Below are 24,546 nucleotides of genomic sequence, written 5' to 3'. Positions count from 1 at the left end.
AGTGTCCCCGGGCGCCGGTAGCGTGGTGTCCATGGTCAACTATCGCTACCTGGGCAACAGCGGCCTCAAGGTCTCCGAGATCACCTACGGCAACTGGGTCACCCACGGTTCGCAGGTCGAGAACGACGCCGCCGTGGAGACGGTCCACGCCGCTCTCGATGCGGGCATCACCACCTTCGACACCGCCGACGTCTACGCCGACGGCGCCGCCGAGAGCGTTCTCGGCGAGGCCATCAAGGGTCAGCGGCGCGCATCCCTCGAGATCTTCACCAAGGTCTACTTCCCGACCGGTCCGAAGGGGCCGAACGACACCGGCCTGAGTCGCAAGCACATCTTCGAGTCGATCGACGCCTCGCTGCAGCGCCTCGGCACCGACTACGTCGACCTCTATCAGGCACACCGCTTCGATGACGAGACGCCCATCGAGGAGACCTTCCAGGCCTTCGCCGACGTCGTCCGTCAGGGCAAGGCGCTGTACATCGGCGTCTCCGAGTGGACGGCGGAGCAGCTGCGCGAGGGCCACGCGCTGGCGAAGGAGCTCGGCGTCCAGCTCATCTCGAACCAGCCGCAGTACTCGGCGCTGTGGCGGGTGATCGAGGGCAAGGTCGTGCCGACCTCGCGCGCGCTCGGCATCTCGCAGATCGTGTGGTCGCCGATGGCGCAGGGCGTGCTGACCGGCAAGTACCTGCCCGGCCAGCCGGTGCCGGCCGGGTCGCGCGCGACCGACGAGAAGAGCGGCGCGAACTTCATCAAGCGCTTCCTGAACGACGACACGCTCACCGCGGTGCAGAAGCTGAAGCCCATCGCCGACGACCTCGGCCTCAGCATGGGGCAGCTCTCGATCGCGTGGGTGCTGCAGAACGACAACGTCGCCGCGGCCCTCGTCGGCGCGTCGCGTCCCGAGCAGATCGCCGACAACGTCAAGGCCTCCGGCGTCACCCTCGACGAGGGCGTGATGTCGGCCATCGACGAGGCGCTGAACGGTGTCGTCGAGGACGACGCCGAGATCACGTACGAGACCTCGCCCAAGAAGCGCCTGGTCTGAGTCGGACCGATCGAGGGCGGTGCGGGAGATGACGGTGCACAGTGCCGGACTCCTCCTGTACCGCCTTCGTCGTCCCGCCGACGGAACGGATCCCGGTACATCCGCCGTGGAGGTGCTGATCGCCCACATGGGCGGTCCGTTCTGGTCGGCGAAGGAGGCCGCCGCGTGGAGCATCCCGAAGGGCGAGTTCGACCCGGACGCCGAGGACGCGTGGGATGCGGCGGCGCGGGAGTTCCGAGAGGAGCTGGGCGTCGATCCGCCCGATGCTCCCGCCGCCGAACTCGGCACGTTCCCGTACTCGTCGGGAAAGCGCGTGACCGTGTTCGTCGCCGACGGAGACGGGTTCGCCGCCCCGAGCGACGGCTTCGGGGAATTCGAGATGGAGTGGCCGCCGCATTCGGGGCGCACGCAGCGTTTCCCCGAGGTCGACCGGGTCGAATGGGTCGGTGCAGATGTGGCGCGGGAGCGGCTCGTGAAGGGTCAGCGCCCCGCCCTCGACGCGCTGCTCGACCGGCTGGCGGACGCCGGCGCCTGAGAGCGCGTCTGTCGCGGATGCGGCGCGGTCAGCGACCGTTCTTCGGTGCGGTCGAGACGTCGATGCGGTCGTGCGACCCGAGCGAGGACCACGCGCTCGCCGTGCCCTTCGCGGCGTGCTCGGACGCGCGCACCGCCCGCTCGTCCGCCCAGGCGTTCAGCACGTGCCCCGAGTGGCCGCGCACGTGCTCGAGCACGACGTCGGGGAGTCCGGCGGCGCGCCGCGCATCGCGGGCGCGGATGAGCTGCTCGAGCAGGTCGACGTTCTTCGTGGGGGCGCCGGTCGAGGTCTTCCAGCCGCGGCGGCGGTGGCCGTCCATCCACTTCTGGTAGGTGTCGATCGCGTACCGAGAGTCGGCCTGCACGACGAGGTGAGCGACGTCGGCGTGGTCCTCGATGGCCTTGAGCAGTCCGGTGAGCTCGCCGATGTTGTTGGTGCCGGCGGGGATCGCTCCCGCCGCCCAGTGCCCGTCTTCGCCGACCCACGCCCATCCCGCAGGGCCGGGGTTGCCCTTGCAGGCCCCGTCGGTGGCGACGACATAGGGAGAGGGTTCAGTCACTCTCCCCACGCTACCTCGGGGCCGCGACCGCGCCGCACCGTCGTCCGTTCGGCGCAATCCCTGGTGCGTCATCCGTATACGCAAGGGGCCTCTTCCGTCGACTTCGCCCCTTGATGTCCCCTCAGTGTATACACTGAGGGGATGCGGGTGGGTGACGACGGAGTGCGGATGCGCGCGAGCGACCGTGCCTACGGCGCGCTGCTCGACGACATCCAGTCCGGCGCGCTCGCGCCCGGCGCCGTCCTCGGCGAGACCGAGCAGGCCGCGAGGCTGGGCGTATCCCGCACCCCGATGCGCGAGGCCCTCGCGCGACTGGCCGCCGACGGGCTGGTGGCCCAGCAGTCGCCCCGGGTCACCGTGGTCGCCGGCGTCGACGCCGACGACATCCGCGCCCTGTTCGAGGTGCGAAGGGCGTTGGAGGAGCAGGCGGCGCGGCTGGCCGCCGCACGCGGCGAACCACGGGTCTTCGCCGACCTGGCAGGCGCCTTCGCCGACATCGACGCGCACGCCGACCCCGACGCCTACACGCGCCTCATCGGCGACTTCGACCGCGCCCTCGACGCCGCGGTCGCGAACGACCACCTGACCTCTGCGCTGCGAACGGTGCGCACCCACCTCGTGCGCGTGCGACGACTGGCCCGCGATCGCCCGGCCCGGGTGCGCGCGTCGGTGACCGAGCACCGACTGATCGCCTCGGCGATCGCGCAGCGCGACGCCGACCTGGCCGCTCACGCGACGCACGTGCACCTCCACAACGCGCTCGAGGGCATCCTCGGCTCCCTTCCCGCCACCGTTTCTGAAAGGCTCGTCCCATGAGCGTCTTGCACCACACCCGTGTCCACCGCAGCGACGAGAACCTGGCGCGCGACGGACAGCTCGCGTGGCACATCGCGCAGGTCGCCGCCGACCCCGTCGAGGTCGACGACGAGACGCGCGACATGATCATCAACCGCATCATCGACAACGCCGCGGTCGCGGCGGCCTCGCTCAGCCGTCGCCCGGTCTCGGCCGCGCGCCAGCAGGCGCTCGATCACGCGGTCTCCATCAGCGGCGCGGGCGCGACGATCTTCGGATGCGCGCTCGAGCGCCGCTCGAGCCCGGAATGGGCGGCGTGGGCGAACGGGGTCGCCGTGCGCGAGCTGGACTACCACGACACCTTCCTGGCCGCGGACTACTCGCATCCCGGTGACAACATCCCGCCGATCCTCGCCGTCGCCCAGCACGTCGGCGCCGATGGCGCGGCGCTCGTGCGGGGCCTCGCGACCGGATACGAGATCCAGATCGACCTCGTGAAGGCGATCTGCCTGCACGAACACAAGATTGATCACGTCGCACACCTCGGCCCGTCGGCTGCCGCGGGAATCGGAACGCTGCTCGGCCTCGATGTCGACACGATCCACCAGGCCATCGGGCAGGCGCTGCACACCACCACCGCCACGCGTCAGTCGCGCAAGGGCGAGATCTCGACGTGGAAGGCGCACGCGCCCGCGTTCGCCGGGAAGATGGCGATCGAGGCCGTCGACCGTGCGATGCGAGGCGAGACCTCCCCCTCGCCGATCTACGAGGGGGAGGACGGGGTCATCGCCTGGATGCTCGACGGCCCCGACGCCTCGTACGACGTGCCGCTGCCGGGTGAGGGCGAGCCCAAGCGCGCCATCCTGGAGTCGTACACCAAGGAGCACTCGGCCGAGTACCAGGCGCAGGCGTGGATCGATCTGGCGCGCAAGCTTCACAGCGAGCGCCCGGAGCTCGCGGACCCCGCGAACGTCGAGGCGATCGTGCTGCACACCTCGCACCACACGCACACCGTGATCGGCTCGGGGGCCAACGATCCCCAGAAGTACGATCCGACGGCCTCGCGCGAGACGCTGGACCACTCGATTCCGTACATCTTCGCCGTCGCTCTGCAGGACGGCGGCTGGCACCACGTCGACTCCTACACGCCGGAGCGGGCCGGGCGCGAAGACACCGTGGCGCTGTGGCACAAGGTCTCCACCGCCGAAGACGAGGAGTGGACCCGGCGCTACCACTCGATCGACCCGGCCGAGAAGGCCTTCGGCGGGCGCGTGGTCATCACGCTCGCCGACGGCTCGACGGTCGAGGACGAGATCGCCGTCGCCGACGCCCACCCCCTCGGCGCGCGGCCGTTCGCCCGCGAGGACTACATCGCCAAGTTCCGCACGCTCGCCGAGCCGGTGCTCGAGGAGGCGGAGATCGAGCGCTTCCTCGGGCTGGTGCAGCGCCTTCCGGAGCTGACCGCCGATGAGGTGCGGCAGCTGTCGATCGTCGCCAAGCTCGGGGTGCTCGCCACCGCACCCGCCCCGAAGGGCCTCTTCTGATGCTGTACGCGCAGACGCCGCCGCACGAGAAGCGCCGCCTGTTCCGGGAACGCCTCGCCTCGGGTGAGCTCCTCCGGTTCCCGGGGGCCTTCAACCCGCTGAGCGCGCGACTGATCGAGCGCAAGGGCTTCGAGGGCGTGTACATCTCCGGCGCCGTGCTCTCCGCCGACCTCGGCCTCCCCGACATCGGCCTCACGACCCTCACCGAGGTGGCCGCGCGCGGCGCGCAGATCGCCCGCATGACCGAGCTGCCGGCGATCATCGACGCCGACACCGGATTCGGCGAGCCGATGAACGTCGCCCGCACGGTCCAGACGCTCGAAGACGCGGGCCTTTCCGGCACGCACATCGAGGATCAGGTCAATCCAAAGCGCTGCGGACACCTCGACGGCAAGAGCGTCGTCGATGACGACACGGCGATCAAGCGCATCCGCGCGGCCGTCGACGCGCGGCGCGATCCGAATTTCCTCATCATGGCGCGCACCGACATCCGCGCCGTCGAGGGGCTGGATGCCGCCACCGACCGCGCTCGCGCGCTCGTCGACGCCGGCGCCGACGCGATCTTCCCGGAGGCGATGCGCACGCTGGAGGAGTTCGCGGCGATGCGCGAGGCCGTGGACGTGCCGATCCTGGCGAACATGACCGAATTCGGGAAGTCCGACCTCTTCTCGGTCGACCAGCTCGCCTCCGTCGGGGTGAACATGGTCATCTGGCCGGTATCGCTGCTGCGGATGGCGATGGGTGCGGCATCCGATGCTCTCGATACGCTGGTCGACGAGGGGCATCTGACCTCGCAGCTGGGCAGCATGCAGCACCGCGCCGATCTCTACGACCTGATCGACTACGAGGGGTACAACCGCTTCGACCAGGACATCTTCACCTACCGCCCATCCCCTTGATCAGCCACACCATGTCCCACTTCCCGCTGCCATAGGCCTTCATGCCGACAGAAAGTGGGACACGCAGCCCGCAGGGACGACACGAAGGAGTGACCGTGACAGACATCCGAAAGGGACTCGTGGGCGTGGTCGCCGACGAGACCGCCATCTCGAAGGTGAACCCCGAGACCAACAGCCTCCTGTATCGCGGCTACCCGGTGCAGGAGCTCGCCGCCACGCAGCCGTTCGAGGCGGTCGCGTTCCTGCTGTGGAACGGGGAGCTCCCCACGGACGACCAGCTCGCCGAGCTCCGCTCCACCGAACGCGCGCACCGGGAGCTCGCCGACGACGTCCGAGCGGCGATCGACCTCGTGCCGCTCGACGCGCACCCGATGGACGAGGTGCGCACCGCCGTGAGCGTGATCGGCGCGCAGGATCTCGCCGGTCTCGGCTCGGTGATGGATGCCTCCGGCAGCGCCGAGGACAACCTCGTCCGCAGCATCCGGCTGTTCGCCGTGCTGCCGGCCATCGTCGCCTACGGTCAGCGTCGTCGTCGGGGCGAAGGTCTCATCGCCCCGCGTGACGACCTCGATTACGCGGCGAACTTCCTCTGGATGACCTTCGGCGAGGTGCCGGATGACGTCGTCGTCGACGCGTTCAACCGGTCGATGACCCTCTACGCCGAGCATTCGTTCAACGCCTCCACCTTCACCGCGCGGGTGATCGCGTCGACCCTGAGCGACCTGTACTCCGCCGTGACCGGCGCAGTCGGCGCCCTCAAGGGCCCGCTGCACGGCGGCGCGAACGAGGCGGTGCTGCACGTGTTCGACGAGATCGGCGACGCCGGAAACGTCTCGCCGTGGCTGGATGACGCCCTCGCCGGCAAGCGCAAGATCATGGGCTTCGGCCACCGTGTCTACAAGCGGGGCGACTCCCGCGTGCCGACCATGAAGGCCGCACTCGACTCCCTCGTGTCGCACTACGACCGCCCCGAGGTCGCCGCGCTCTACGACGCCCTCGAGACGGAGTTCATCGAGCGCAAGGGCATCTACCCGAACCTCGACTACCCGTCCGGGCCCGCTTACAACCTCATGGGCTTCGACACCCACACCTTCACGCCGCTGTTCGTCGCGGCGCGCGTCGTGGGCTGGACCGCGCACATCATGGAGCAGCAGGCCTCGAATGCGCTCATCCGTCCCCTGTCCGACTACAGCGGGCCGGATGAGCGACACGTGGCGGGGTACGTGCCCGACACCGCCGCCGTCGACGTCGCCGAGCGCCCCGAGGAGGCCGCGGGCTGATCTGTCCGGCGGCGACGCGGCGTGAGAGGATCGCGACATGCGATCCGCCGTCATCGTCGACGCCGTCCGCACTCCGTCGGGCCGGGGAAAGCCCGGCGGGGCGCTGAGCGGGGTCCACCCCGCCGACCTCGTCGGTATCGTGCTCACGGCGCTCCTCGAACGCAACGGACTCGAGTCCGCGCAGGTCGACGACGTCATCCTCGGATGCGTCAGCCAGCTCGGCGATCAGGCGATGAACATCGCGCGCCAGGCCGTGCTGTCCGCCGGATTCGACGAATCGGTTCCGGCCACGACGATCGACCGCCAGTGCGGGTCGAGCCAGCAGGCCGCGCACTTCGCCGCGCAGGGGGTGATCGCGGGCGCCTACGACGTCGTCATCGCGGGCGGTGTCGAATCGATGAGCCGGGTGCCGCTCGGATCGTCGACCGCCGGCGGCAGCGTGCCGGAAGGCATCCGTCGCCGCTACCCCGAGGGTCTCGTGGGCCAGGGGGTCTCGGCGGAGCTCATCGCCGACCGCTGGGAGCTCACGCGAGACGAGCTCGACGCCTTCGCCGCGGAGTCCCACCGGCGCGCCGCCGAGGCCTGGCGGCACGGGTGGTTCGATCGCCAGGTGACGCCCGTGCTCGCGGGCGGATCGGACGCGGTCGCTTTCGATGAGACGGTGCGCGAGGGCACGACGGCGCACGCGCTCGCCGGGCTGTCACCGGCGTTCCGCACCGACGAGCTCGCGGCGCGCTTTCCGCGGGTCGAGTGGCGCATCACCGCCGGCTCCTCCTCGCCGTTGACGGATGCCGCGTCGGCCGTGCTCATCATGGCGGAGGAGACGGCCGCGGCCCTCGGCCTCACACCGCGCGCCCGCTTCCACTCCTTCGCGGTCGTCGGCGACGATCCGCTGCTCATGCTGACCGGACCGATCCCGGCGACCCGCCGCATCCTCGACCGCAGCGGCCTGGCCCTTTCGGACATCGACGTGTTCGAGGTGAACGAAGCCTTCGCCTCGGTGCCGCTCGCGTGGCAGCGCGAGTTCGACGTCGATCCTGCGATCGTGAACCCGTGGGGCGGAGCGATCGCCCTCGGGCACGCCGTCGGCGCATCCGGCACGCGGCTGATGGCGACCCTCGTCGACGCGCTCGAGCAGCGCGGCGGCCGCTACGGCCTCCAGACCATGTGCGAGGGCGGCGGTCTCGCGAACGCCACGATCCTCGAACGCCTCTGACCTCCGCGGCCTCGCCCTCGAGAGGAGATCCCGCCTGCCGAGGTCGCGTATCGCCGTATCGATCCTCTCGGCGCGGGATCTCCTCTCGAGGGGCGGATGCGCGGGCAGGCCCTTCGCAGCGGCGGCGGGGGAGACGGCGACGGCCCCCGACCCCTTGTGGGGATCGAGGGCCGTCGGAGGGATGCGGGTTACGCGGTCTGACGACGCCGGATCGCGAAGGCGACACCGCCGGCGACGAGGAGGAACGCGCCGCTCAGGGCGATCCCCCACGGCAGCTCCGCGCCGGTGGCGGCCAGGGCGCCTTCCTCGACGACGTCGACACCGATCTCGATCGGGTCCTCACCGTCGGTGGTGATCACCAGGCGGTGCGCACCGAGCTCGAAGTCCGCCGGGATCTCGATCGAGAAGCGGATGCTGCCATCCGTGCTCGCCGCCGGGATGCCGGTGACCTCGATGGGGTCGCTGAACAGGGTGGCGGCGACCTGCTGGCCGGCCTCGAGGCCCGTCAGCGTGACGGTCAGTGTTCCGCCCTGCTCGACGCGGCCGTCGTTGCCGAGCGTCACCTCGGCCCAGTCCCCACCGGTCTGCTCGCCGGTGCCCGGGAGCTCCCCGCCCGGGTCGGTCGGCTCGGGAGCGGGGGTGCCGGTGCCGGGGTTCTCGCCCCCGGGGTTCTCCCCGCCGGGGTTCTCCGAACCGGCGACCATCGCGCGACCGAGCGGCGCCGGGTCGACGACGTCGAACGCCTCGAAGTAGGCGACGGTGGCCGTGAGGTCCACCTGCCCGGTGTCGGTGCGGTCGGTGCCCTCGGTGAACGCCGGGAACCCGTCTCCGCCGTTGGCGACGAAGGAGTTCGTGACGACGGTGAAGGTGTCATCGGCTGCGATCGGCTCGCCCTCGTAGAACATCTCGGTGATGTCGCCGGAGCGCGGGTCGGACTCGGTGTACTCGTAGGTGAACCCTTCGGAGACGCCGAGGTGCAGCTTCGGGCGGTCGCCCTCGGCCTTCCACTGGTCTTCGAGGATCTCCTCGATCTGCGCCCCCGTCAGGGTCATCGTCACGAGGGTGTTCGCGAAGGGCTGGACCTCGGCGGCTTCCTTGTAGGTGATGACGCCGTCAGGCGCGTAGGTGAGGTCGGCGCGCAGGCCGCCCGGGTTCATCAGGGCGATCTCGGCCGGGGTGCCGGCGTAGGACGGGTTGGACGTGGCCCAGAGGTACACGTCGGCCACCCAGTTGCCCATCGACGACTCCACGCCGCGGTCCGCTCCCGACGGTGTGCCGCCGCGAAGGATGTCGGCGCTGATCTTTCCGACGGGCACGGAGCCGACCTCGTCGGCCTCGGCGACCGCCGCGTCGACGATCGCCTGCACCTCGGCGTCGGGCTCGGCGAGTCCGGCGGTGAGGAACGTGGATGCCTGGATGGAGATCAGCTCCTCGGTCTGGGTGTCCCAGTCGATGTTCAGCAGGCCCATCGCTTTGCCGTACTCGGAGGCCTGGATGACCGGACGGGTGTTGCCGTCGGTCCCGTCGACGGCGACGTCGCACGCGTAGGTCTGGTGCGTGTGCGCCGAGACGATCGCGTCGATGTCGGCCGAGGCGCCGGTGGCGAGCGAGCCGAAGCCTGCCTGGTCGGCCGCGAGGGCCTCGCAGTCGCTCGTGGCCGCACCGGAGTGGGTGAGCAGGATCAGCACGTCGGTCTCGTCGGCGATCTGCGCGGCGACGCGGTTGGCCGCCTCGAGCTCGTCACCGAACTCGATCCCCTCGATCCCGGCCGGGTCGACCATGGTGGCGGTGTCCGGCGTGACGGTTCCGATGAACCCGATGTCGACCCCGTCGACCGTCTTGATCGCGTACTCCGGAAGCACCGCCAGGCCGGTCTCGCTGTCGTAGACGTTCGCGCCCAGGTTGTAGGGCAGCCCCGCCGCGATCTCCTCCTCGGTGACGGTGTCGTCGGTGTTCCCGCCGAATCGGGGGATCACCCGGTCGCTGAGATCGGCGAACCCGCGGTCGAACTCGTGGTTGCCGACAGCGCCGACATCCAGGCCCGCCTCGAGGAGCGCGTCGATCGAGGGGTTGTCCTGCTGCGAGAACGACGTGAACGTCGACGCGCCGATGTTGTCACCGGCCGAGACGAACAGGGTGTTCGGGTTACGGGTTTCGAAGTCCTCGACGATGCCGGCGAGCACGGCGGCGCCGGCCTCCCCGGACGAGCCCGCCTCGAGGCGCCCGTGGAAGTCGTTGATCGTGAGGATGTCGATCTCGGTGACGTTCGGGTTCCCCATCGCGTAGATGGTCGTGGTGCCGGACACCTCGTTGCCGACTGCCAGCAGCGGCTCGCCGATCGGCGACTGGGAGGCCGGGATGAACTCCAGACCCTCCGGGCCGAGGTCGCCGGCGCTCGAGAGCGTCGCCCGGTGGTCGGCGTTCTCGGGGTCGTAGTCGTCGATCGCATCCTCCACCGAGACCGAGAAGTCGCGGTTGTTGAGGTAGCTCATGTAGATCGCGTCCGCCGGGTCGGTGATGTCGTAGGTCATCACGCCGCCGACCCGCTCGAGGCCGATGAAGGCGTACGTGCGGTCACCCACGGTCCCGATCGCGAGGTTCTCCGGCTCCGGGCCCTTGTCCTCGCTGCGCCCCTCGAGGTTCGACTCGGTGTGGTTGGAGTTGAAGAACTCGGGAGCCGCCGCGGCGGTGACCTCTTCGAAGTCGCTGCCGGAGTCGAAGACGAGCTCGCCGTCGGTGGTCCAGATGGAGAAGGAGCGTCCGCCGAGCGTGTAGAGCTCGTCGAAGCAGGTGCCCTCGTCGTTCAGGCCCATGTCGGTCAGGACGTTCAGGCGACCGAGGTCTTCGTCTTCGAGCATCCCGGCGAGCGGGCTGGTCTCGCAGACGGCCGGCGCGTCGGTCTCGTCGACGTCGCCGAGGTCCTTCGCGCGCACGGCGTCGATGAACTCGCCCCACTCGCGGCTGTCGCCCTCGTTCGCGGTGACGAGGTAGGTCTGTCCGCCCACCTCGTAAGCCTCGATGCCGTCGGGCATGTAGACGCCGTAGAGCCCGTCGTAGGAGGCCTGGTTGTAGGTCGGCGCGTCCTCAGGGTCGCGGTCGCTCGCGTCGAGCGTTTCCACCGAGTAGTCCTTGAAGCCGAGAGGCCAGATGTCGGTGACCGTCGCCGAGGCCAGGTCGACGACGGCGACGGCGTTGGCCTCCTGCAGGGCGGCGTAGGCGGTGCCGTCGGCGATCGCGACGTACTCGGGCTCGAGGTTGCGGCTCACGCGGTTCGCCTCGAGTGCCGTCTCGCCCTGATCGGGCGCGGCCACGTCGGGTCCGAACACGCGCACGTCGGCGGGAAGGTTCTCCCCCTCGAAGGCGTCGAATCCCGCGGTGCGGACGGCGTCCTGTGCCGGCGCCGCCTTCTCGGCGGGCAGCGTGACGACGCCGATCGAACCCTCCGGGTCGACCGAGAAGTCGTCGGCGGGCTCGCCCTCGTTCGCGACGACCGCGTAGGTGCCGTCTTCCGAGATGGCGACCATGTCGGGGAGGGCGCCCACGGTGACCTCTCCGAGGATCGGCGAGGCGTCGCCGTCGGGCACGAAGTCCGCATCGAAGAACACCAGGCGTCCGGGCGCCGTCTTGTCCTCGTCCTCGAACGCGATCACCCCGAGGCCGTCCTCCCGCACGGCGAGCGAGTTGGCGACGCCCGCGCTGGAGATGTCGAACATCTTCGTCGGCGCCGACGGGTTGGCGGCGTCGAGAGCCTCGACCGTGCCGGCCTGCGCGTTCACGACGAACAGCCGGTCGCCGTAGGAGTGGACGATCTCGGCGGCGGAGGCATCGAAGATGCCGGTCTCATACGTGCCGATCGGCGTCAGCTCGAGCGTCGCGCTCTCGCTGGTGTCGGTGACGGGAGGATCGATCACGGCGGCGCCGGCCGCGCTGATCGGGACGAAGGCGAGCGCACAGGTCGCTGCTGCCGTGGTGGCAACGGCGACCGCGCGTCTGAACGTGGCTGAGGGCATGACCGTCCTGACGGGTGTCGGGTGTGCAGGGATACCCGTCAGGTCTATTGAGCGGCGGTAGCCGCCGGGTGAACGATCGGCGAACGCGAGCGAGCCTGATCGGCGTTCTCGTGGCGGAGTGCAACCGCTCGATGATTATCGGAAGGCCTGGGAATTATATGGATGTCCAGCTAAAATAGTCGAGATGCTCTGCGCGCGCCGTTGCTCGTGAGCGAAACCGATGAGATCGAAGGAGATCGCATGTCGATGAGCACGCAGTCGGTGGGGACGGGGTCGATGAACACGCCGTCGGTGAGCACTGCGGAGGAGCGCGCCGCCATCGTCGATGCGGTGCGGGACTTCGCCGCCGCCGAGATCGCTCCGCACGCTCTGGAGTGGGACGAGCGCAAGCACTTCCCGCGAGACGTGCTGCACCGCGCGGGCGAGCTCGGACTCGGGGGGATCACCGTGCGCGAGGACGCCGGCGGCTCCGCGCTGTCTCGCTCCGACGCCGTGCTGATCTTCGAGGAGCTCGCGGCGGCGGACCCGGCGGTCGCGGCCTACATCAGCATCCACAACATGGTGGCGTGGATGATCGACACCTACGGTTCGAGTGCGCAGCGCGAGCAGTGGCTGCCGCGTCTGACGGCGATGGCGGACCTCGGCGGGTACTGCCTCACCGAACCCGGGGCGGGATCGGATGCCGCCGCCATCACCACCAGCGCGATCCGCTCCGGCGACGAGTACGTGCTCACCGGTGTGAAGCAGTTCATCTCGGGCGGCGGCGTCGCATCCGTGTACGTCGTGATGGCGCGCACCGGCGAACCCGGCGCGCGCGGCATCAGCGCCTTCCTCGTCCCCGCCGATGCGGAGGGCATGTCCTACGGCGCTCCCGAGAAGAAGATGGGGTGGAACGCCCAGCCGACGGCGCAGGTCATCCTCGATGAGGTGCGCGTGCCCGCCTCGGCCATGCTCGGCGACGAGGGCCAGGGGTTCCGGATCGCGATGTCCGCGCTCGACGGGGGACGGGTGAGCATCGCCGCGTGTTCGCTCGGCGGCGCCCGCTCCGCCCTCGATCGTGCGACGCGCTACGTGCAGGAGCGCTTCACCTTCGGTGAGCCGCTCGCCGAGAAGCAGGCCGTCGTCTTCGCGCTCGCCGACATGGCCACTGATCTGCGGGCCGCGCGCGGCATGGTGCGCGATGCGGCGGCGGCGCTCGATGAGCGATCCGACGACGCGTCGATGCAGTGCGCCATGGCCAAGAGGTTCGCCACCGACGTCGGATTCCGCGTCGCGAACGACGCCCTGCAGCTGCACGGCGGGTACGGCTATCTGCACGACTACGGCATCGAGAAGATCGTGCGCGACCTGCGGGTGCACCAGATCCTCGAGGGCACGAACGAGATCATGCGCGTCATCATCGGACGCGAGCTGATCGGGGCCTCGCGATGAGGGTCGCGTTCCTCGGTCTCGGCCACATGGGCCTGCCGATGGCCCGCAACCTCGTCGGCGCCGGGCACGACGTCGTCGGGTTCGACGTGGTGGACGGCGCGCGGGAGGTGGCGCGCGCCTCCGGCCTGCGCGTCGTCGACTCGGCGACGGATGCGGTCGCCGACGCCGAGGTCGTCATCACGATGTTCGCCGCCGGTCACCAGGTCATCGACGCCTACCGCGGCGGTGCGGGGCGGCCGGGGCTGCTGGCCGCCGCCCCCGGCGGCATCCTCTTCGTCGACTGCTCCACGATCGCCGTCGACGAGGCCCGCGCCGCGCATGCTCTCGCCGAGGCCGCGGGGCTGCGCAGCGTCGACGCGCCCGTCTCGGGCGGGGTGGTCGGCGCCGAGAACGCGACGCTCACGTTCATGGTCGGCGGGTCGGATGCCGACGTCGACGCGGCACGGCCGCTGCTGGAGGTGATGGGTGCGCGCGTCGTGCACTGCGGCGGACCGGGACTCGGGCAGGCGGCGAAGGTGTGCAACAACATGATCCTCGCGGCGTCGCAGATCGTGGTGGCCGAAGCGTTCGTGCTGGGGGAGCGCCTCGGTCTGTCGCACCGGGCCCTGTTCGACGTCGCCGCTCACGCGTCGGGGCAGTGCTGGGCGCTGACCACCAACTGCCCGGTGCCCGGGCTCGTTCCGTCGAGCCCCGCGAACCGCGGCTTCGAGCCGGGATTCGCCGGCGCCCTGATGGACAAGGATCTCGGGCTCGCCGAGAAGGCCGTCGAGCTCACCGGTGTCGACGCGCGGATGGGCATGCTCGCCCGCACGATCTACCGTGAATTCGTCGACGGCGGTGGGGCCGGGCGCGATTTCTCGGGCATCATCGAGAGCGTCCGCGCCCCGTCCGACGATCCGAGGAGCACCGCATGATCGACTACGAGACCATCCGTTCCGACACGCGCGGCCGCGTCGGCTGGATCACCCTCCACCGTCCCGAGGCGCTCAACGCGCTCAACACGACGGTGATGCGCGAGGTCGTCGACGCCGCCACCCGCTTCGACGCCGACGAGCGCATCGGCGCCATCGTGCTGACCGGGTCGGAGAAGGCGTTCGCCGCCGGCGCCGACATCAAGGAGATGGCCGACAAGTCGGGCCTCGAGATGACGATGGACGATCACTTCGGCCAGTGGGCGCGCTTCGCGGCGGTGCGCACGCCGGTGATCGCCGCCGTCTCGGGATACGCCCTCGGCGGCGGATGCGAGCTCGCCATGATGTGCGATGTCATCCTCGCCGCCGACACCGCGAGATTCGGTCAGCCCGAGATCAACCTCGGCGTCATCCCCGGCATGGGCGGCACGCAGCGCCTGCTGCGCGCGATCGGCCCGTACAAGGCGGCCGAGCTCATCCTCACCGGTCGCACGATGGATGCTGCCGAGGCCGAGCGTTCCGGTCTCGTCTCACGTGTCGTGCCGGCCGCCGACCTGATCGAGGAGGCGGAGAAGACCGCGTCGACGATCGCCGAGAAGTCGCTGCCGTCGCTGTACGCCGCCAAGGCCGCCCTCGCCGCCGCGCAGGAGTCGTCGCTGGCGGAGGGGCTGCGCTACGAGAGGCAGGCCTTCGCCGCGCTCTTCGACACCGCCGACCAGAAGGAGGGCATGGCAGCCTTCCGCGAGAAGCGCCCGCCGCACTTCACCCACCGCTGATGCCGACCCGTTCATCCGCGAGACCCGGGCGCACCGCCGAGACCGGGGTGCGTGCGGCCGGGTCTCGGACGCCCGCCCGGGTCTGGATGCGCGGGAGCTCAGAGCGGGTCGGGCACCGGACGCGGGTCGGTGAAGTCGCCGGCGTCCTTGCGCATCCGCGCGATGATGCCGGCAAGCTCTTCGGCGTCGCCGTCGTCGAGACCGACGTTCTCGAACACCTCGGCGTTCAGCGCCACCGTCGCGCGCTCGACCACGTCGCGGCCGGCGTCGGTGAGCACGAGCATCGCGGCGCGTCCATCGACCGGGTGCGGCTCGCGGGCGGCGAGCTCGGCGCGCACGAGCCGGTCCACCGTGTTCGTGACGCTCGTGGGATGCACCTGCAGGCGCGCGATCGCGCTGGCCATCGGCATGCGCCCGTCGCGCGTGAAGGCGAGCAGCCGCAGCATCTCGTACCGCGCGAACGACAGGCCGAACGGCTTCAGCGCCGCATCGATGCGGGCCATGAGGATCTGCTGCGCGCGGATCACCGAGGTGACCACCGACATGCCGGTGGCGGCATCCGTCCAGCCGTGAGCCACCCACTGGCGCTTCGCCTCGGCGAGCGGGTCGATGGGCAGGGGGCGCTGTCGGGCCATCCTCCACCTCCGGGTCGTCGTCTCCACGCTAGCCCAGCGGGCCCGGCCGGTGGCGCGCGCATAGACTCGACACGACGAAGGAGCGGAGCCTGATGAAGATCGTGGTCCTGGTCAAGGAGGTCCCGGATACCTACGGTGACCGCGTGCTCGATCTCGAGACCGGCCTCGCGCAGCGCGACGCCGGGGACCGGGTTCTCGATGAGATCGGCGAACGGGCCCTCGAGGTCGCTCTCGCCCATGCCGATGCGTCGGGCGACGCCGAGGTCGTCCTGCTGTCGATGGCGCCGGATGCGGCGACGACGTCGCTGCGCCGAGGTCTCGCGATGGGGGCGGCATCCGCGGTGCAGGTCGTGGACGAGGGCCTCGTGGGCGCCGACCTCGGCCTCACCGCGCAGGTGCTCGCCGCAGCCCTGGACCGCATCGGATTCGATCTCGCGATCACCGGAAATCTCTCCACCGACGGCACCGGCGGCGTGCTGCCGGCGATGATCGCCGAACTGCTCGACGTCCCCGCCGCCACCGCGCTGACGAGTGTGCGGATCGGCGACGTGGAGGTCGCAGGTGTGCGCGCGAGCGACGCGGGGACCATGGAGGTGTCCGCGTCGCTCCCGGCGGTGATCTCGATCACCGAGGCGCTACCCGACCCGCGCATGGCGAATTTCAAGGGGATCATGGCCGCGAAGAAGAAGCCCTTCGAGACGCTGACCCTCGCGGATCTCGACATCGACCCGCTCGACGGGCGGTGGTCGCGATCGATCATGATCGGCATCGCCGAGAAGCCGCCCCGCGCGGCGGGGGTCAAGATCGTCGACGAGGGTGACGCGGGCGAGAAGCTCGCGGACTTCCTCGTCGAGAACCGGCTGGCATAGGAGCGACGACATGGCGGAATACGCGAAGGATGCGGTGCTGGTGCTCCTCGAGGCGACGCCCGCGGGCGAGCTGACGAAGTCGGCCGCGGGTCTGATCGGAGCCGCGTCGCAGGTCGGCACGCCGATCGCCGTCCTCGTCGGCGCGGAGAAGCTGGCGCACGATGCCGCGGCTCTCGGAGCCGGCACGGTGCTGGTCGCCCCGGCGGGCGAGGGACTCACGGTTCCGGCCGTCGACGCGCTGGCGGCGGCCGTCGAGCTGGTCGACCCGGATGCGGTCCTGACGGCCCACTCGATCGAAGGGCGCGAGGTCGCCGGGCGCCTCGCCGCCCGGCGTCGATCCGGCCTGTGCGTCGACGCCGTCGGTGTCTCGCGCGACGACGAAGGCGTGATCGCGCACCACTCGGTGTACGGCGGGTCGTACGACGTGGATGCGTCCGTCACGTGGGGTGCACCCATCATCACCGTGCGCCAGGGCTCGATCGAGGCGCGCGCCGATGCCGTCGCCGATCCGGTCATCGAGACGCTCGAGGTCGCTCCGTCGGGCCGGAAGGCGGCGACCGTCGGCGCCGTCGCCGAAGCCGCCGTCTCGTCGTCGCGACCGGAGCTGCGCGGCGCGGCCAAGGTCGTCTCGGGGGGTCGCGGGCTCGGCTCCGAAGAGAGGTTCGCCCTCGTCGAGCAGCTCGCCGACGCCCTCGGCGCCGCCGTCGGCGCCTCTCGGGCCGCGGTCGACGCGGGGTACGTGCCGGCGTCGTTCCAGGTCGGGCAGACCGGCGTATCGGTGTCGCCGCAGCTGTACATCGCCCTCGGAATCTCCGGCGCCATCCAGCACAAGGCCGGGATGCAGACGGCCAAGACGATCGTCGCGATCAACAAGGACGGCGACGCCCCGATCTTCGACATCGCCGACTTCGGCGTCGTCGGCGACCTCTTCACCATCGTGCCGCAGCTGATCGCGGCGCTCGAGGCGAAGCGGAAGTAGCGCGGATGGCGACCTACGCGCGCACCGTGCGGCAGGGGCTGCCGCGGCGGCCGAGCGGAGAGCCGTGGCCGCCCGTCGACGCCCCCGTTCCGTCCGTAAATGCGGTGCCGCCCGCCGACGCCCCCGTTCCGCAGTCGGTTTCTGCGGGTGTTTCGGGTGTGGATGCGTCGAATGTGACTGCGGAGCGGGATGTGGGGGTGCACGGTTCTGTTCCGCAGTCGGTTTCTGCGGGTGTTTCGGGTGTGGATGCGTCGAATGTGACTGCGGAGCGGGATGTGGGGTCCGCGGCGGCGTCGACGCTGCGCCGCGGCCTGCCGAGGGTGAAGGGCGGCGACCCGTGGCCGCCCGCCTCCGCTTCCGCCGCGGCATCGGCTGGCGCGGCGGCTTTGGGTCCGCAGACCACGGCGGCGGAACCGGTCGCGCCGACGGCCCGGCCGACCGAGCCCGCCGCGCCTGCCGCGCCTGCCGCGCCCGCCGCTCCGCAGTCAGAAGCTGCGGGTGTGGGCGCGCTTGACCCACAGAAAGTGACTGCGGAACGGGGTAGCCCGACTGCGGAACAGGGGAAGTCGGTGGGTGGCGGGGCTGTCCGCCGCGGGCTGCCGCGGGTTCGCGGTGGGGAGCCGTGGCCCCCGGCACCCGTCCGGCCGGCCCCCGCCGCGGTGGCGCCCGAGACGGATGCCACGCCGAGACCCGGCGGTGCACCCGAAACGCCGGCCGCCGCCGTGGCGGCGCGGGCCGACCTGACGCAGCCCCTGCCGTTCACGCGCACGGTGTGGCACGGGCGGGCGCCGCGGACGGCGCCGCCCGCATCCGAGCCCCGTCGCATGGGTCCCTTCACGCCGCTGCAGTGGGTCGGGGCGGTGGTCGTCGGCGGCATCGCCGTGGTCTACGCGGCCGCGATGCTCGTGCTGGCGATGCGGTGGCTCGCGAGCACCGAGCCGCTGCAGGCGTTCCTCACCGCGTTCCCGGGCGAGTACCACCTGCCGGAGGGGGCGCCGGTGGGTCTGCCCGCGTGGCTCGGATGGCAGCACTTCCTCAACACGTTCTTCATCCTGCTGATCATCCGCACCGGGTTGCGCGTGCGCACCGAGAAGCGGCCGACGGCGTTCTGGTCCCCGCGAAAGAACCGCAAGCGCAAGATCAGCCTGAACCTGTGGTTCCACCAGGCGCTCGACATCCTCTGGATCGCCAACGGCGTCGTGTTCGTCGTGCTGCTGTTCGTCACGGGTCAATGGATGCGGATCGTGCCGACCTCGTGGGAGGTGTTCCCCAACGCGCTGTCGGCCGGCATCCAGTACCTCACGCTCGACTGGCCCACCGAGAACGGGTGGGTGAACTACAACAGCCTGCAGCAGCTGGCGTACCTCAGCGTCGTCTTCATCGCGGCACCCCTGGCGATCGCCACGGGCGTGCGCATGTCAGGGGTGTGGCCGAAGAACGCCAAGACGCTCAACCGGGTGTATCCGGTGGAGTGGGCGCGCGCGGTGCACTTCCCGGTGATGCTCTACTTCGTGGCGTTCATCTTCGTGCACGTCGTGCTGGTCTTCGCCACCGGGGCGCTGCGCAACCTCAACCACATGTACGCCGCGCAGGGCTCGGCCGATCCGAACGCCTACGCCGACAACTGGACCGGGTTCTGGATCTTCGCCGCCTCGCTCGTGGTGATCGCTGCCGCCTGGGTCGCCGCACGCCCGCTCGTGCTGGCGCCCATCGCGCGCCTGTTCGGGTCGGTGTCGGGCCGCTGAGCGGAGCCGCGAACGGGGGATAACCCCCGGTCGGATCTCCGGATCCCTCGGGCGCGCGTCGCCGGGGGCCGGTCGTACCGTTGTCGACATGACCACTCCCGACTCCCCACCCGGACGCCGGCCGGCCGCACCGGCGATGATCGCCGGATCGCTCGCGCAGCTCGCCGCGCTCGGCGTGATCGGTCCCGCCGTCTTCACCGTGCTGTTCACCCTGCTGGGGGTCGGACTGGGCCTCGTGCCCCTTCTCGGCGTCGGCCTGCTGCTGCTCTACGTGCTCGTCTACGCGATGTACGCCACCGCGTGGCTCGAGTACGCCCGCGTCGACGGCCTCTACGGCCTGGAGCTGCCACCGGTCCGCGTCCGCCGCTCTTCGCGCCCCGGATTCGGCGGGTTCCTCCGCATGGTCTGGGCGCAGTTCACCGACCCGATCGTGTGGCGCGGCATCGCCAGCATCGCGGTCTCGACCGTCCTCGGTCTTCTCGTCGTCCCGCTCCTCACGGCCGTCATCGCGGGCATCGCCGGCGCCTTCGCACCGCTGTACGCGGGCGAGACCGTGCGTCTGTTCGGCATCGGACTCGACGTGGGGTCGGCCCTCGCCGTGCCCGTGGGCATCGTCGGGGCGCTCGCCGCATCCGCCGCCCTCGTGGGACTCGCCATCCTGCACGGGGTGCTCGGCCGGGCGATCCTCGTTCCCTCCCGGGAAGCGCAGCTCGCCCACGAAGCGCGACTCTCCCAGGAGCAGCGTGCCGGCGCGGTGCGATCGGCCGAGGTCGAGCGCACCCGGATCGAGCGCGATCTCCACGACGGCGTGCAGCCGAGACTGGTCTCGGTCGGGATGACGCTGGGCCTCGCCCAGCAGAAGGTCGACGTCGACCCGCAGGCCGCCAAGGAGCTGATCGCCGAGGCGCACACCTCGACGAAGGCCGCGATCACCGAGCTGCGCCAGCTCGCCCGCGGCATCCACACCTCGGTCCTCGACGACCGCGGACTCGACGCCGCCCTGTCGGCGCTCGCCGCCCGCTCGCCGGTGCCGGTCACCCTCGACGTGCGCGTTCCCGGCCGGTGCGGTCCGGCCGCCGAGGCCGCGGTGTACTTCGTCATCGCCGAGTCGCTCACCAACGCCGCCAAGCACTCTCGGGGGACCGAAGCGCGCGTGCTCGTGCGGCTGCGCGAGGAGGGCACGCTCTGGGCCCGCATCGAAGACAACGGCGTGGGCGGTGCCCGCGTCGTCGCCGGCGGCGGACTCGACGGCATCGCCAATCGCGTGCTCGGCGTCGGCGGCACGTTCCGCCTCGACAGTCCCGGCGGGGGCCCGACGACGGTGGAGGTGACGGTGCCATGCGCATCCTGATCTGCGAAGACTCCGCACTGCTGCGGGAGGGCCTGGTGCGCCTGCTCGCCGACGCCGGCCACGAGGTGGTCGCCGCCCTTTCCGACGCGACGCGGCTCGACGACACCGTCGTCGAGGTCTCGCCCGACCTGTGCATCCTCGACGTGCGGCTGCCGCCGACGCGGACCGACGAGGGCATCCGCGCCGCCCTGCGGCTGCGCGCCGCCGACCCGCAGCTGCCGGTGCTCGTGCTCTCGCAGTACGTCGAGGAGCGCTACGCCAGCGACCTCATCGCCGGCAAGGGAGGAGCCCTCGGCTACCTCCTGAAGGACCGCGTCGCCGACGTGGGCGAGTTCGTCGAGAGCGTCGAGCGGATCGGTGCCGGCGGCACCATCCTCGACCCCGAGGTCGTCGCGCAGCTGCTGTCGCGCCGCGCCCTCGACGAACGGATGAGCCGCCTCACCGACCGGGAGGCGAGCGTTCTCGCCCTCATCGCGGAGGGGAAGTCCAATCACGCGATCGCGCGCACCCTCTTCGTCAGCGAGGGCAGCGTCGAGAAGCACATCACCGCCGTCTTCCAGAAGCTCGACCTCGAACAGGACGAATCGGGGAACCGGCGCGTCCTGGCCGTGCTCGCCCACCTCGAGCACGGCGGCCCCGTCACCGGCGCCCCGCAGACAGGAGAACCGTCATGACCGACACCCTCACCCCACCGCCTGAGCAGCCGCCGGCCGCCCCTGCGCCGACCGCGCCGCCGTCGCGCACGCGCGCGTCGTCGACCGTCATCGCGATCCTCACGATCGCGTTCGGCGTGGTCGTGATCGTCGGGGCGCTGGTCGCGACGTCGTTCCGGGCCGTGGGCGCGGCGATGGTCGATGACGCATCGCACACCGCGGACGCGGTCGGCGTGCGCACCCTCGACGTCGACGTCACGGCCGCCGAGCTGCGCGTCGAATTCGCCGACGTCGACGAGGCGCGCCTCGACGTGTCGCGCGCAGCCGCCGCCGACCAATGGCGGCTCGAGCGCGACGGCGACCGCCTCGCCGTCTCGACCCCGGACGAGTTCTTCGGCATCCCGTGGCTCTTCGGCGGCAACGGCAGCGCCGTGCTGGTGCTGCCCGAGCGACTCGAAGGGGCCGGAATGGATGCGGCGCTGGACCTCGCCGCGGGACGCATCGTCGCGGACGCTGACTGGGGCGAGGTCGACGTGTCCGTCAGCGCCGGGGAGATCGACCTCGGCGGCACCGCCGACGGCGTCGTCGCCGACGTGAGCGCCGGCAAGATCGGGCTCGATGTGTCGGACGTGGCCGACGGGCGCTTCGACGTCAGCGCCGGGGAGATCGTCGCGCGACTCGGCGGGAGCGCCCCCGACGCCCTGCAGGTGTCGGTGAGCGCCGGATCCCTCCGCCTGGTCGTCCCCGACGACGTCTATGCCGTCGACGTCGACGTGTCGGCCGGTGAGGTGACCAACCGGCTGCAGACCTCGCCCGACGCCGCCCACCGCATCTCCGGAGACGTCTCCGCCGGCGACCTCCGCCTCATCCCCGGCAGCTGAGGGCCGCGCTCAGGCGCGCGCGGTCCCGCGGCCGGGAGGATATCCCGGCTGGAGAGGACGGATCCGCAACGAAGCGTCCTCTGGGAGCGGGATCTCCTCCTGAGGCGCACGCGGTTTGAGGCGCACGCTGAGGCCTCGGGGCCTCGGACCCGCGGCCGCATCCTGCCCGCGCCCCTGCCCGCGCCCGGATCCGGTCCGGCGCTCAAGAGGAGAACCCGGCTGGAGAGGACGGATCCGCAACGAAGCGTCCTCTCGGAGCGGGATCTCCTCTTGAGGCGCACACGGTTTGAGGCGCGCGCGGTGGCCTTGAGGTGGCGCGGGCCTCAGGGTGGCGCGGGCCCCAGGGTGACGGCAGCTGAGGGCCGCGCTCAGGCGCGCGCGGCGCGGCCGGCGGCGTACCCCTCGGCGTAGGCCTCGTCGGCGCCCTGCCGGAACATGTCGCGCTCGGCGGGGCGCACGATCGTGCGGGCGCCGGGCAGGTCGAGGTCGCCGACGAGGTCGGCGCGCCCCCGGACGACGGCGACGGGCAGCCCCGCGGCCTTGCCCTTGACGAGGTCGGCGGCACCCGCGATCTCGTCGGCGACGCACGGCATCGTCACCACGAGGGGTCGGCCTTCGGTGTCGGTGTGCCCGCGCAGGTCTTCGAACACGTGCACGCCGGCGGCGCCGATCGCGTGGTCGGTCTGACCCTCGCGCCATGCGCGGCCGAGCGTGTCGGTCACGAGCACGCCGATGCGGGCGCCGCAGCGCTCTCGCAGGCCGGACGCGATCGCGCGGGCCGAGGCGTCGGGGTCCGCGGGCAGCAGCAGCACCGTGCCATCGGGGGTGTTGGAGGCATCCACTCCGGCGGCGGCCGAGACGATGCCGAGGGGATTCTCCACGATGCGCGTCACGTGTCCGGTCGGGCTCGTGCGCGAGGCGACCAGTCGCACGGTCTGCTCGGTGATGGCGTCTTCGCGGTCGTCGGCATGCAGGATGCGGCCCTCGGCCTTGGACACGATCTTCGAGGTCACCACGACGATGTCGCCGTCGGCCAGCGGAACGCCGTGCGCGACGGCGTCGGCGATCAGGGCGACCAGATCGTCACCGGGTGAGACCTCGGGGATGCCCTCGAGGGCCCACGCCTGCAGCACGCCGGTCAGCGCACGAAGCGCACTTCGGTCAGCGTCTCACCGAGGAAGGGCTCGGTGTGGGTCGCGCCGTCGAGCGTGAAGCCGTTGCGGGTGTAGAAGCGGTGAGCGCGCGGGTTGTCCTCGGCGACCCAGAGATAGATCTCCTCGTCGGCGGGCACGACCGCGTCGAAGAGCTTCTGGCCGATGCCGGTGCCGTGCCACGCGTCGAGCAGGTAGATGAAGTACAGCTCGCGGTTGCGCACGGCATCCTTGTCGCGGGCGGGACCGGATCCGGCGAACCCGACGATCTCGCCCTCGACGAGTGCGGCGAACATCCGGAAGTCGTCGCCCTGCACGGCCCAGTGGGTCCAGAGTTCCGCCAGGCGTCGTGGCGACACCTTCTCCAGCGCGGCCTTGCTGATGAGGTGGTCATAGGTCTCGTGCCAGCAGGTCGCGTGCACTCGACCGAGGTCGACGGCATCCACGTCCCGGACCGGACGGACGACGATGTCGGTCTGCAGTTCGGCTTCCATGCGGTGACTCTACGCTCGGCCGCGCCCGGCCGGAAATCCGCCGGTGAACGCCGGGCGACGAGCACGGGAACGGATGCGCGCCGCGCGCAGGAACGGATGCGCGCCGCGCGAGAGCCGGATGCGCGCCGCGCGAGGGATTTGTGCCGTTCCGACAACCGGATCGCGCGGGACGTCGTGAATCGCTACCATCGGCGCTCGTGAATGTGTGGTGGCGCACCCTGCTGACGATCCTGCTCGCACGCCGGCGCATGCGCCGCGAGGGGGCCATGTCGCCGACGGCGGTCGGACGCATCCGCCTGACGACCCTGCCGACCGACATCGACATCCTGCAGCACATGAACAACGGCAGATACCTTTCGCTGTTCGACCTCGGGCGGTGGGACCTGCTCACCCGCACCGGGCTGCTCGGCGCGATGCGCCGGCACGGCTGGTACGCCGTCGTGTCGTCGGAGACGGTGACCTTCCGCAAGTCGCTGAACCTGTGGCAGCGATTCGACGTCGAGTCGCGGCTCATCGGGCACGACGACCGGGCGGTGTACCTCGAGCATCGCGCGGTGGTCGACGGCGAGGTCTATGCCCGTGCCGTCATCCGCGCCCGCATGATGAAGCGCAGCGGCGGCACCCTCTCCCACGAGGAGCTGTTCGGCGCGGTCGGCCGCCCCGAGGGCATCCCCGACGTCGATGCGTGGATCCATGACTGGGCGTCCGCCTCAGCCCTTCCCTCGACCCGTCGCGAGGCCCCCAGCATCTGGGGCTGAATCGCCCGGATCGCTCCTCGGCTCCGCGG

22 protein-coding genes are annotated in these 24,546 nt (G+C 71.0%); 17 read left to right on the top strand and 5 right to left on the bottom strand.

All coding sequences use genetic code 11. The features are described from left to right. The first annotated feature begins 31 nt into the window (after positions 1 to 31). A complete protein-coding gene (locus IM777_RS14965; protein ID WP_194383909.1) occupies positions 32 to 1,045 on the top strand; it encodes an aldo/keto reductase family protein in 1,014 nt (337 codons plus the stop codon). A 28-nt stretch (positions 1,046 to 1,073) separates the two neighbouring features. Then, positions 1,074 to 1,580, top strand: a complete 507-nt coding sequence (locus IM777_RS14960) for an NUDIX domain-containing protein (RefSeq protein ID WP_194383908.1) — start codon at positions 1,074 to 1,076, stop codon at positions 1,578 to 1,580. Between the two features lie 28 nt (positions 1,581 to 1,608). Here IM777_RS14960 and IM777_RS14955 read toward each other — a convergent pair whose 3' ends face one another. Further along, positions 1,609 to 2,139 (bottom strand): ribonuclease H family protein, encoded by a 531-nt coding sequence (locus IM777_RS14955; RefSeq protein ID WP_071045995.1) that lies wholly within the window; start codon positions 2,137 to 2,139, stop codon positions 1,609 to 1,611. 168 nt (positions 2,140 to 2,307) lie between these two features. Here IM777_RS14955 and IM777_RS14950 point away from each other — a divergent pair, with 168 nt between their 5' ends. Genes IM777_RS14950 through IM777_RS14930 form a run of 5 tightly spaced genes read left to right on the top strand, consistent with a single transcriptional unit; the run spans position 2,308 to position 7,873 of the window. Next, entirely contained in the window at positions 2,308 to 2,955 is a 648-nt protein-coding gene (locus IM777_RS14950) for a GntR family transcriptional regulator (RefSeq protein ID WP_194385600.1), read from the top strand. Further along, complete coding sequence (locus IM777_RS14945; RefSeq protein WP_194383907.1) at positions 2,952 to 4,478, top strand: MmgE/PrpD family protein; 1,527 nt, start codon at positions 2,952 to 2,954, stop codon at positions 4,476 to 4,478. The genes IM777_RS14950 and IM777_RS14945 overlap by 4 nt, the downstream gene beginning before the upstream one ends. Then, positions 4,478 to 5,377, top strand: a complete 900-nt coding sequence (gene prpB / locus IM777_RS14940; RefSeq protein WP_071045991.1) for a methylisocitrate lyase — start codon at positions 4,478 to 4,480, stop codon at positions 5,375 to 5,377. The genes IM777_RS14945 and prpB overlap by 1 nt, the downstream gene beginning before the upstream one ends. Before the next feature lie 41 nt (positions 5,378 to 5,418). Beyond that, entirely contained in the window at positions 5,419 to 6,657 is a 1,239-nt protein-coding gene (locus IM777_RS14935; RefSeq protein ID WP_390178513.1) for a bifunctional 2-methylcitrate synthase/citrate synthase, read from the top strand. A 37-nt stretch (positions 6,658 to 6,694) separates the two neighbouring features. Next, on the top strand, positions 6,695 to 7,873 hold the full coding sequence (locus IM777_RS14930) for a thiolase family protein (RefSeq protein ID WP_194383905.1): 1,179 nt from the start codon (positions 6,695 to 6,697) through the stop codon (positions 7,871 to 7,873). Between the two features lie 188 nt (positions 7,874 to 8,061). Here the strand turns inward: IM777_RS14930 and IM777_RS14925 are convergent, their stop codons facing one another. After that, positions 8,062 to 11,883, bottom strand: coding sequence for a choice-of-anchor I family protein (locus IM777_RS14925; protein WP_194383904.1), 3,822 nt, complete (start codon positions 11,881 to 11,883; stop codon positions 8,062 to 8,064). A gap of 246 nt (positions 11,884 to 12,129) precedes the next feature. Between IM777_RS14925 and IM777_RS14920 the strand changes: the two genes are divergently transcribed. The 3 genes from IM777_RS14920 to IM777_RS14910 are packed head-to-tail and all read left to right on the top strand — an operon-like array spanning position 12,130 to position 15,001. Next, positions 12,130 to 13,314 carry an acyl-CoA dehydrogenase family protein gene (locus IM777_RS14920; RefSeq protein ID WP_228481137.1) on the top strand — a complete coding sequence of 395 codons (1,185 nt, stop codon included), beginning with the start codon at positions 12,130 to 12,132 and terminating at the stop codon, positions 13,312 to 13,314. Continuing rightward, positions 13,311 to 14,228, top strand: a complete 918-nt coding sequence (gene mmsB / locus IM777_RS14915) for a 3-hydroxyisobutyrate dehydrogenase (RefSeq protein WP_194383903.1) — start codon at positions 13,311 to 13,313, stop codon at positions 14,226 to 14,228. The genes IM777_RS14920 and mmsB overlap by 4 nt, the downstream gene beginning before the upstream one ends. Continuing rightward, complete coding sequence (locus IM777_RS14910; RefSeq protein WP_071045983.1) at positions 14,225 to 15,001, top strand: enoyl-CoA hydratase; 777 nt, start codon at positions 14,225 to 14,227, stop codon at positions 14,999 to 15,001. The genes mmsB and IM777_RS14910 overlap by 4 nt, the downstream gene beginning before the upstream one ends. Before the next feature lie 98 nt (positions 15,002 to 15,099). On the opposite strand, the gene IM777_RS14905 is transcribed toward IM777_RS14910, so the two are convergent. Continuing rightward, positions 15,100 to 15,636, bottom strand: coding sequence for a MarR family winged helix-turn-helix transcriptional regulator (locus tag IM777_RS14905; RefSeq protein WP_071045981.1), 537 nt, complete (start codon positions 15,634 to 15,636; stop codon positions 15,100 to 15,102). Between the two features lie 92 nt (positions 15,637 to 15,728). Between IM777_RS14905 and IM777_RS14900 the strand changes: the two genes are divergently transcribed. The 6 genes from IM777_RS14900 (at position 15,729) to IM777_RS14875 (ending at position 22,114) form a co-directional block, all read left to right on the top strand. Continuing rightward, positions 15,729 to 16,505, top strand: a complete 777-nt coding sequence (locus IM777_RS14900; RefSeq protein WP_194383902.1) for an electron transfer flavoprotein subunit beta/FixA family protein — start codon at positions 15,729 to 15,731, stop codon at positions 16,503 to 16,505. 10 nt (positions 16,506 to 16,515) lie between these two features. Then, positions 16,516 to 17,484: an electron transfer flavoprotein subunit alpha/FixB family protein gene (locus IM777_RS14895; protein WP_194383901.1), complete on the top strand. Its 969-nt coding sequence runs from the start codon at positions 16,516 to 16,518 to the stop codon at positions 17,482 to 17,484. Between the two features lie 824 nt (positions 17,485 to 18,308). Further along, on the top strand, positions 18,309 to 19,229 hold the full coding sequence (locus IM777_RS17290; RefSeq protein ID WP_228480844.1) for a cytochrome b/b6 domain-containing protein: 921 nt from the start codon (positions 18,309 to 18,311) through the stop codon (positions 19,227 to 19,229). A gap of 88 nt (positions 19,230 to 19,317) precedes the next feature. Then, positions 19,318 to 20,580, top strand: coding sequence for a sensor histidine kinase (locus IM777_RS14885; RefSeq protein WP_071045974.1), 1,263 nt, complete (start codon positions 19,318 to 19,320; stop codon positions 20,578 to 20,580). After that, the gene (locus IM777_RS14880; RefSeq protein WP_194383899.1) at positions 20,568 to 21,254 is read left to right on the top strand and encodes a response regulator; all 687 of its coding nucleotides are present in this window, start codon (positions 20,568 to 20,570) and stop codon (positions 21,252 to 21,254) included. Before IM777_RS14885 ends, IM777_RS14880 begins: the two co-directional genes overlap by 13 nt. Then, positions 21,251 to 22,114, top strand: a complete 864-nt coding sequence (locus IM777_RS14875) for a hypothetical protein (RefSeq protein ID WP_194383898.1) — start codon at positions 21,251 to 21,253, stop codon at positions 22,112 to 22,114. The genes IM777_RS14880 and IM777_RS14875 overlap by 4 nt, the downstream gene beginning before the upstream one ends. A gap of 368 nt (positions 22,115 to 22,482) precedes the next feature. On the opposite strand, the gene cofE is transcribed toward IM777_RS14875, so the two are convergent. Together cofE and IM777_RS14865 are read right to left on the bottom strand one after the other, a co-directional pair. Beyond that, positions 22,483 to 23,247: a coenzyme F420-0:L-glutamate ligase gene (cofE, locus tag IM777_RS14870; RefSeq protein WP_194383897.1), complete on the bottom strand. Its 765-nt coding sequence runs from the start codon at positions 23,245 to 23,247 to the stop codon at positions 22,483 to 22,485. 5 nt (positions 23,248 to 23,252) lie between these two features. After that, on the bottom strand, positions 23,253 to 23,759 hold the full coding sequence (locus IM777_RS14865; RefSeq protein WP_071045967.1) for a GNAT family N-acetyltransferase: 507 nt from the start codon (positions 23,757 to 23,759) through the stop codon (positions 23,253 to 23,255). 197 nt (positions 23,760 to 23,956) lie between these two features. Between IM777_RS14865 and IM777_RS14860 the strand changes: the two genes are divergently transcribed. After that, positions 23,957 to 24,517 (top strand): thioesterase family protein, encoded by a 561-nt coding sequence (locus IM777_RS14860; RefSeq protein WP_194383896.1) that lies wholly within the window; start codon positions 23,957 to 23,959, stop codon positions 24,515 to 24,517. Positions 24,518 to 24,546: the final 29 nt, after the last annotated feature.

This window comes from Microbacterium luteum, from assembly GCF_015277875.1.
Taxonomy (GTDB): Bacteria; Actinomycetota; Actinomycetes; order Actinomycetales; family Microbacteriaceae; genus Microbacterium; species Microbacterium luteum.
Note: the sequence above shows the minus strand (reverse complement) of the source record. Positions and strands in the feature narration are given on the sequence as shown.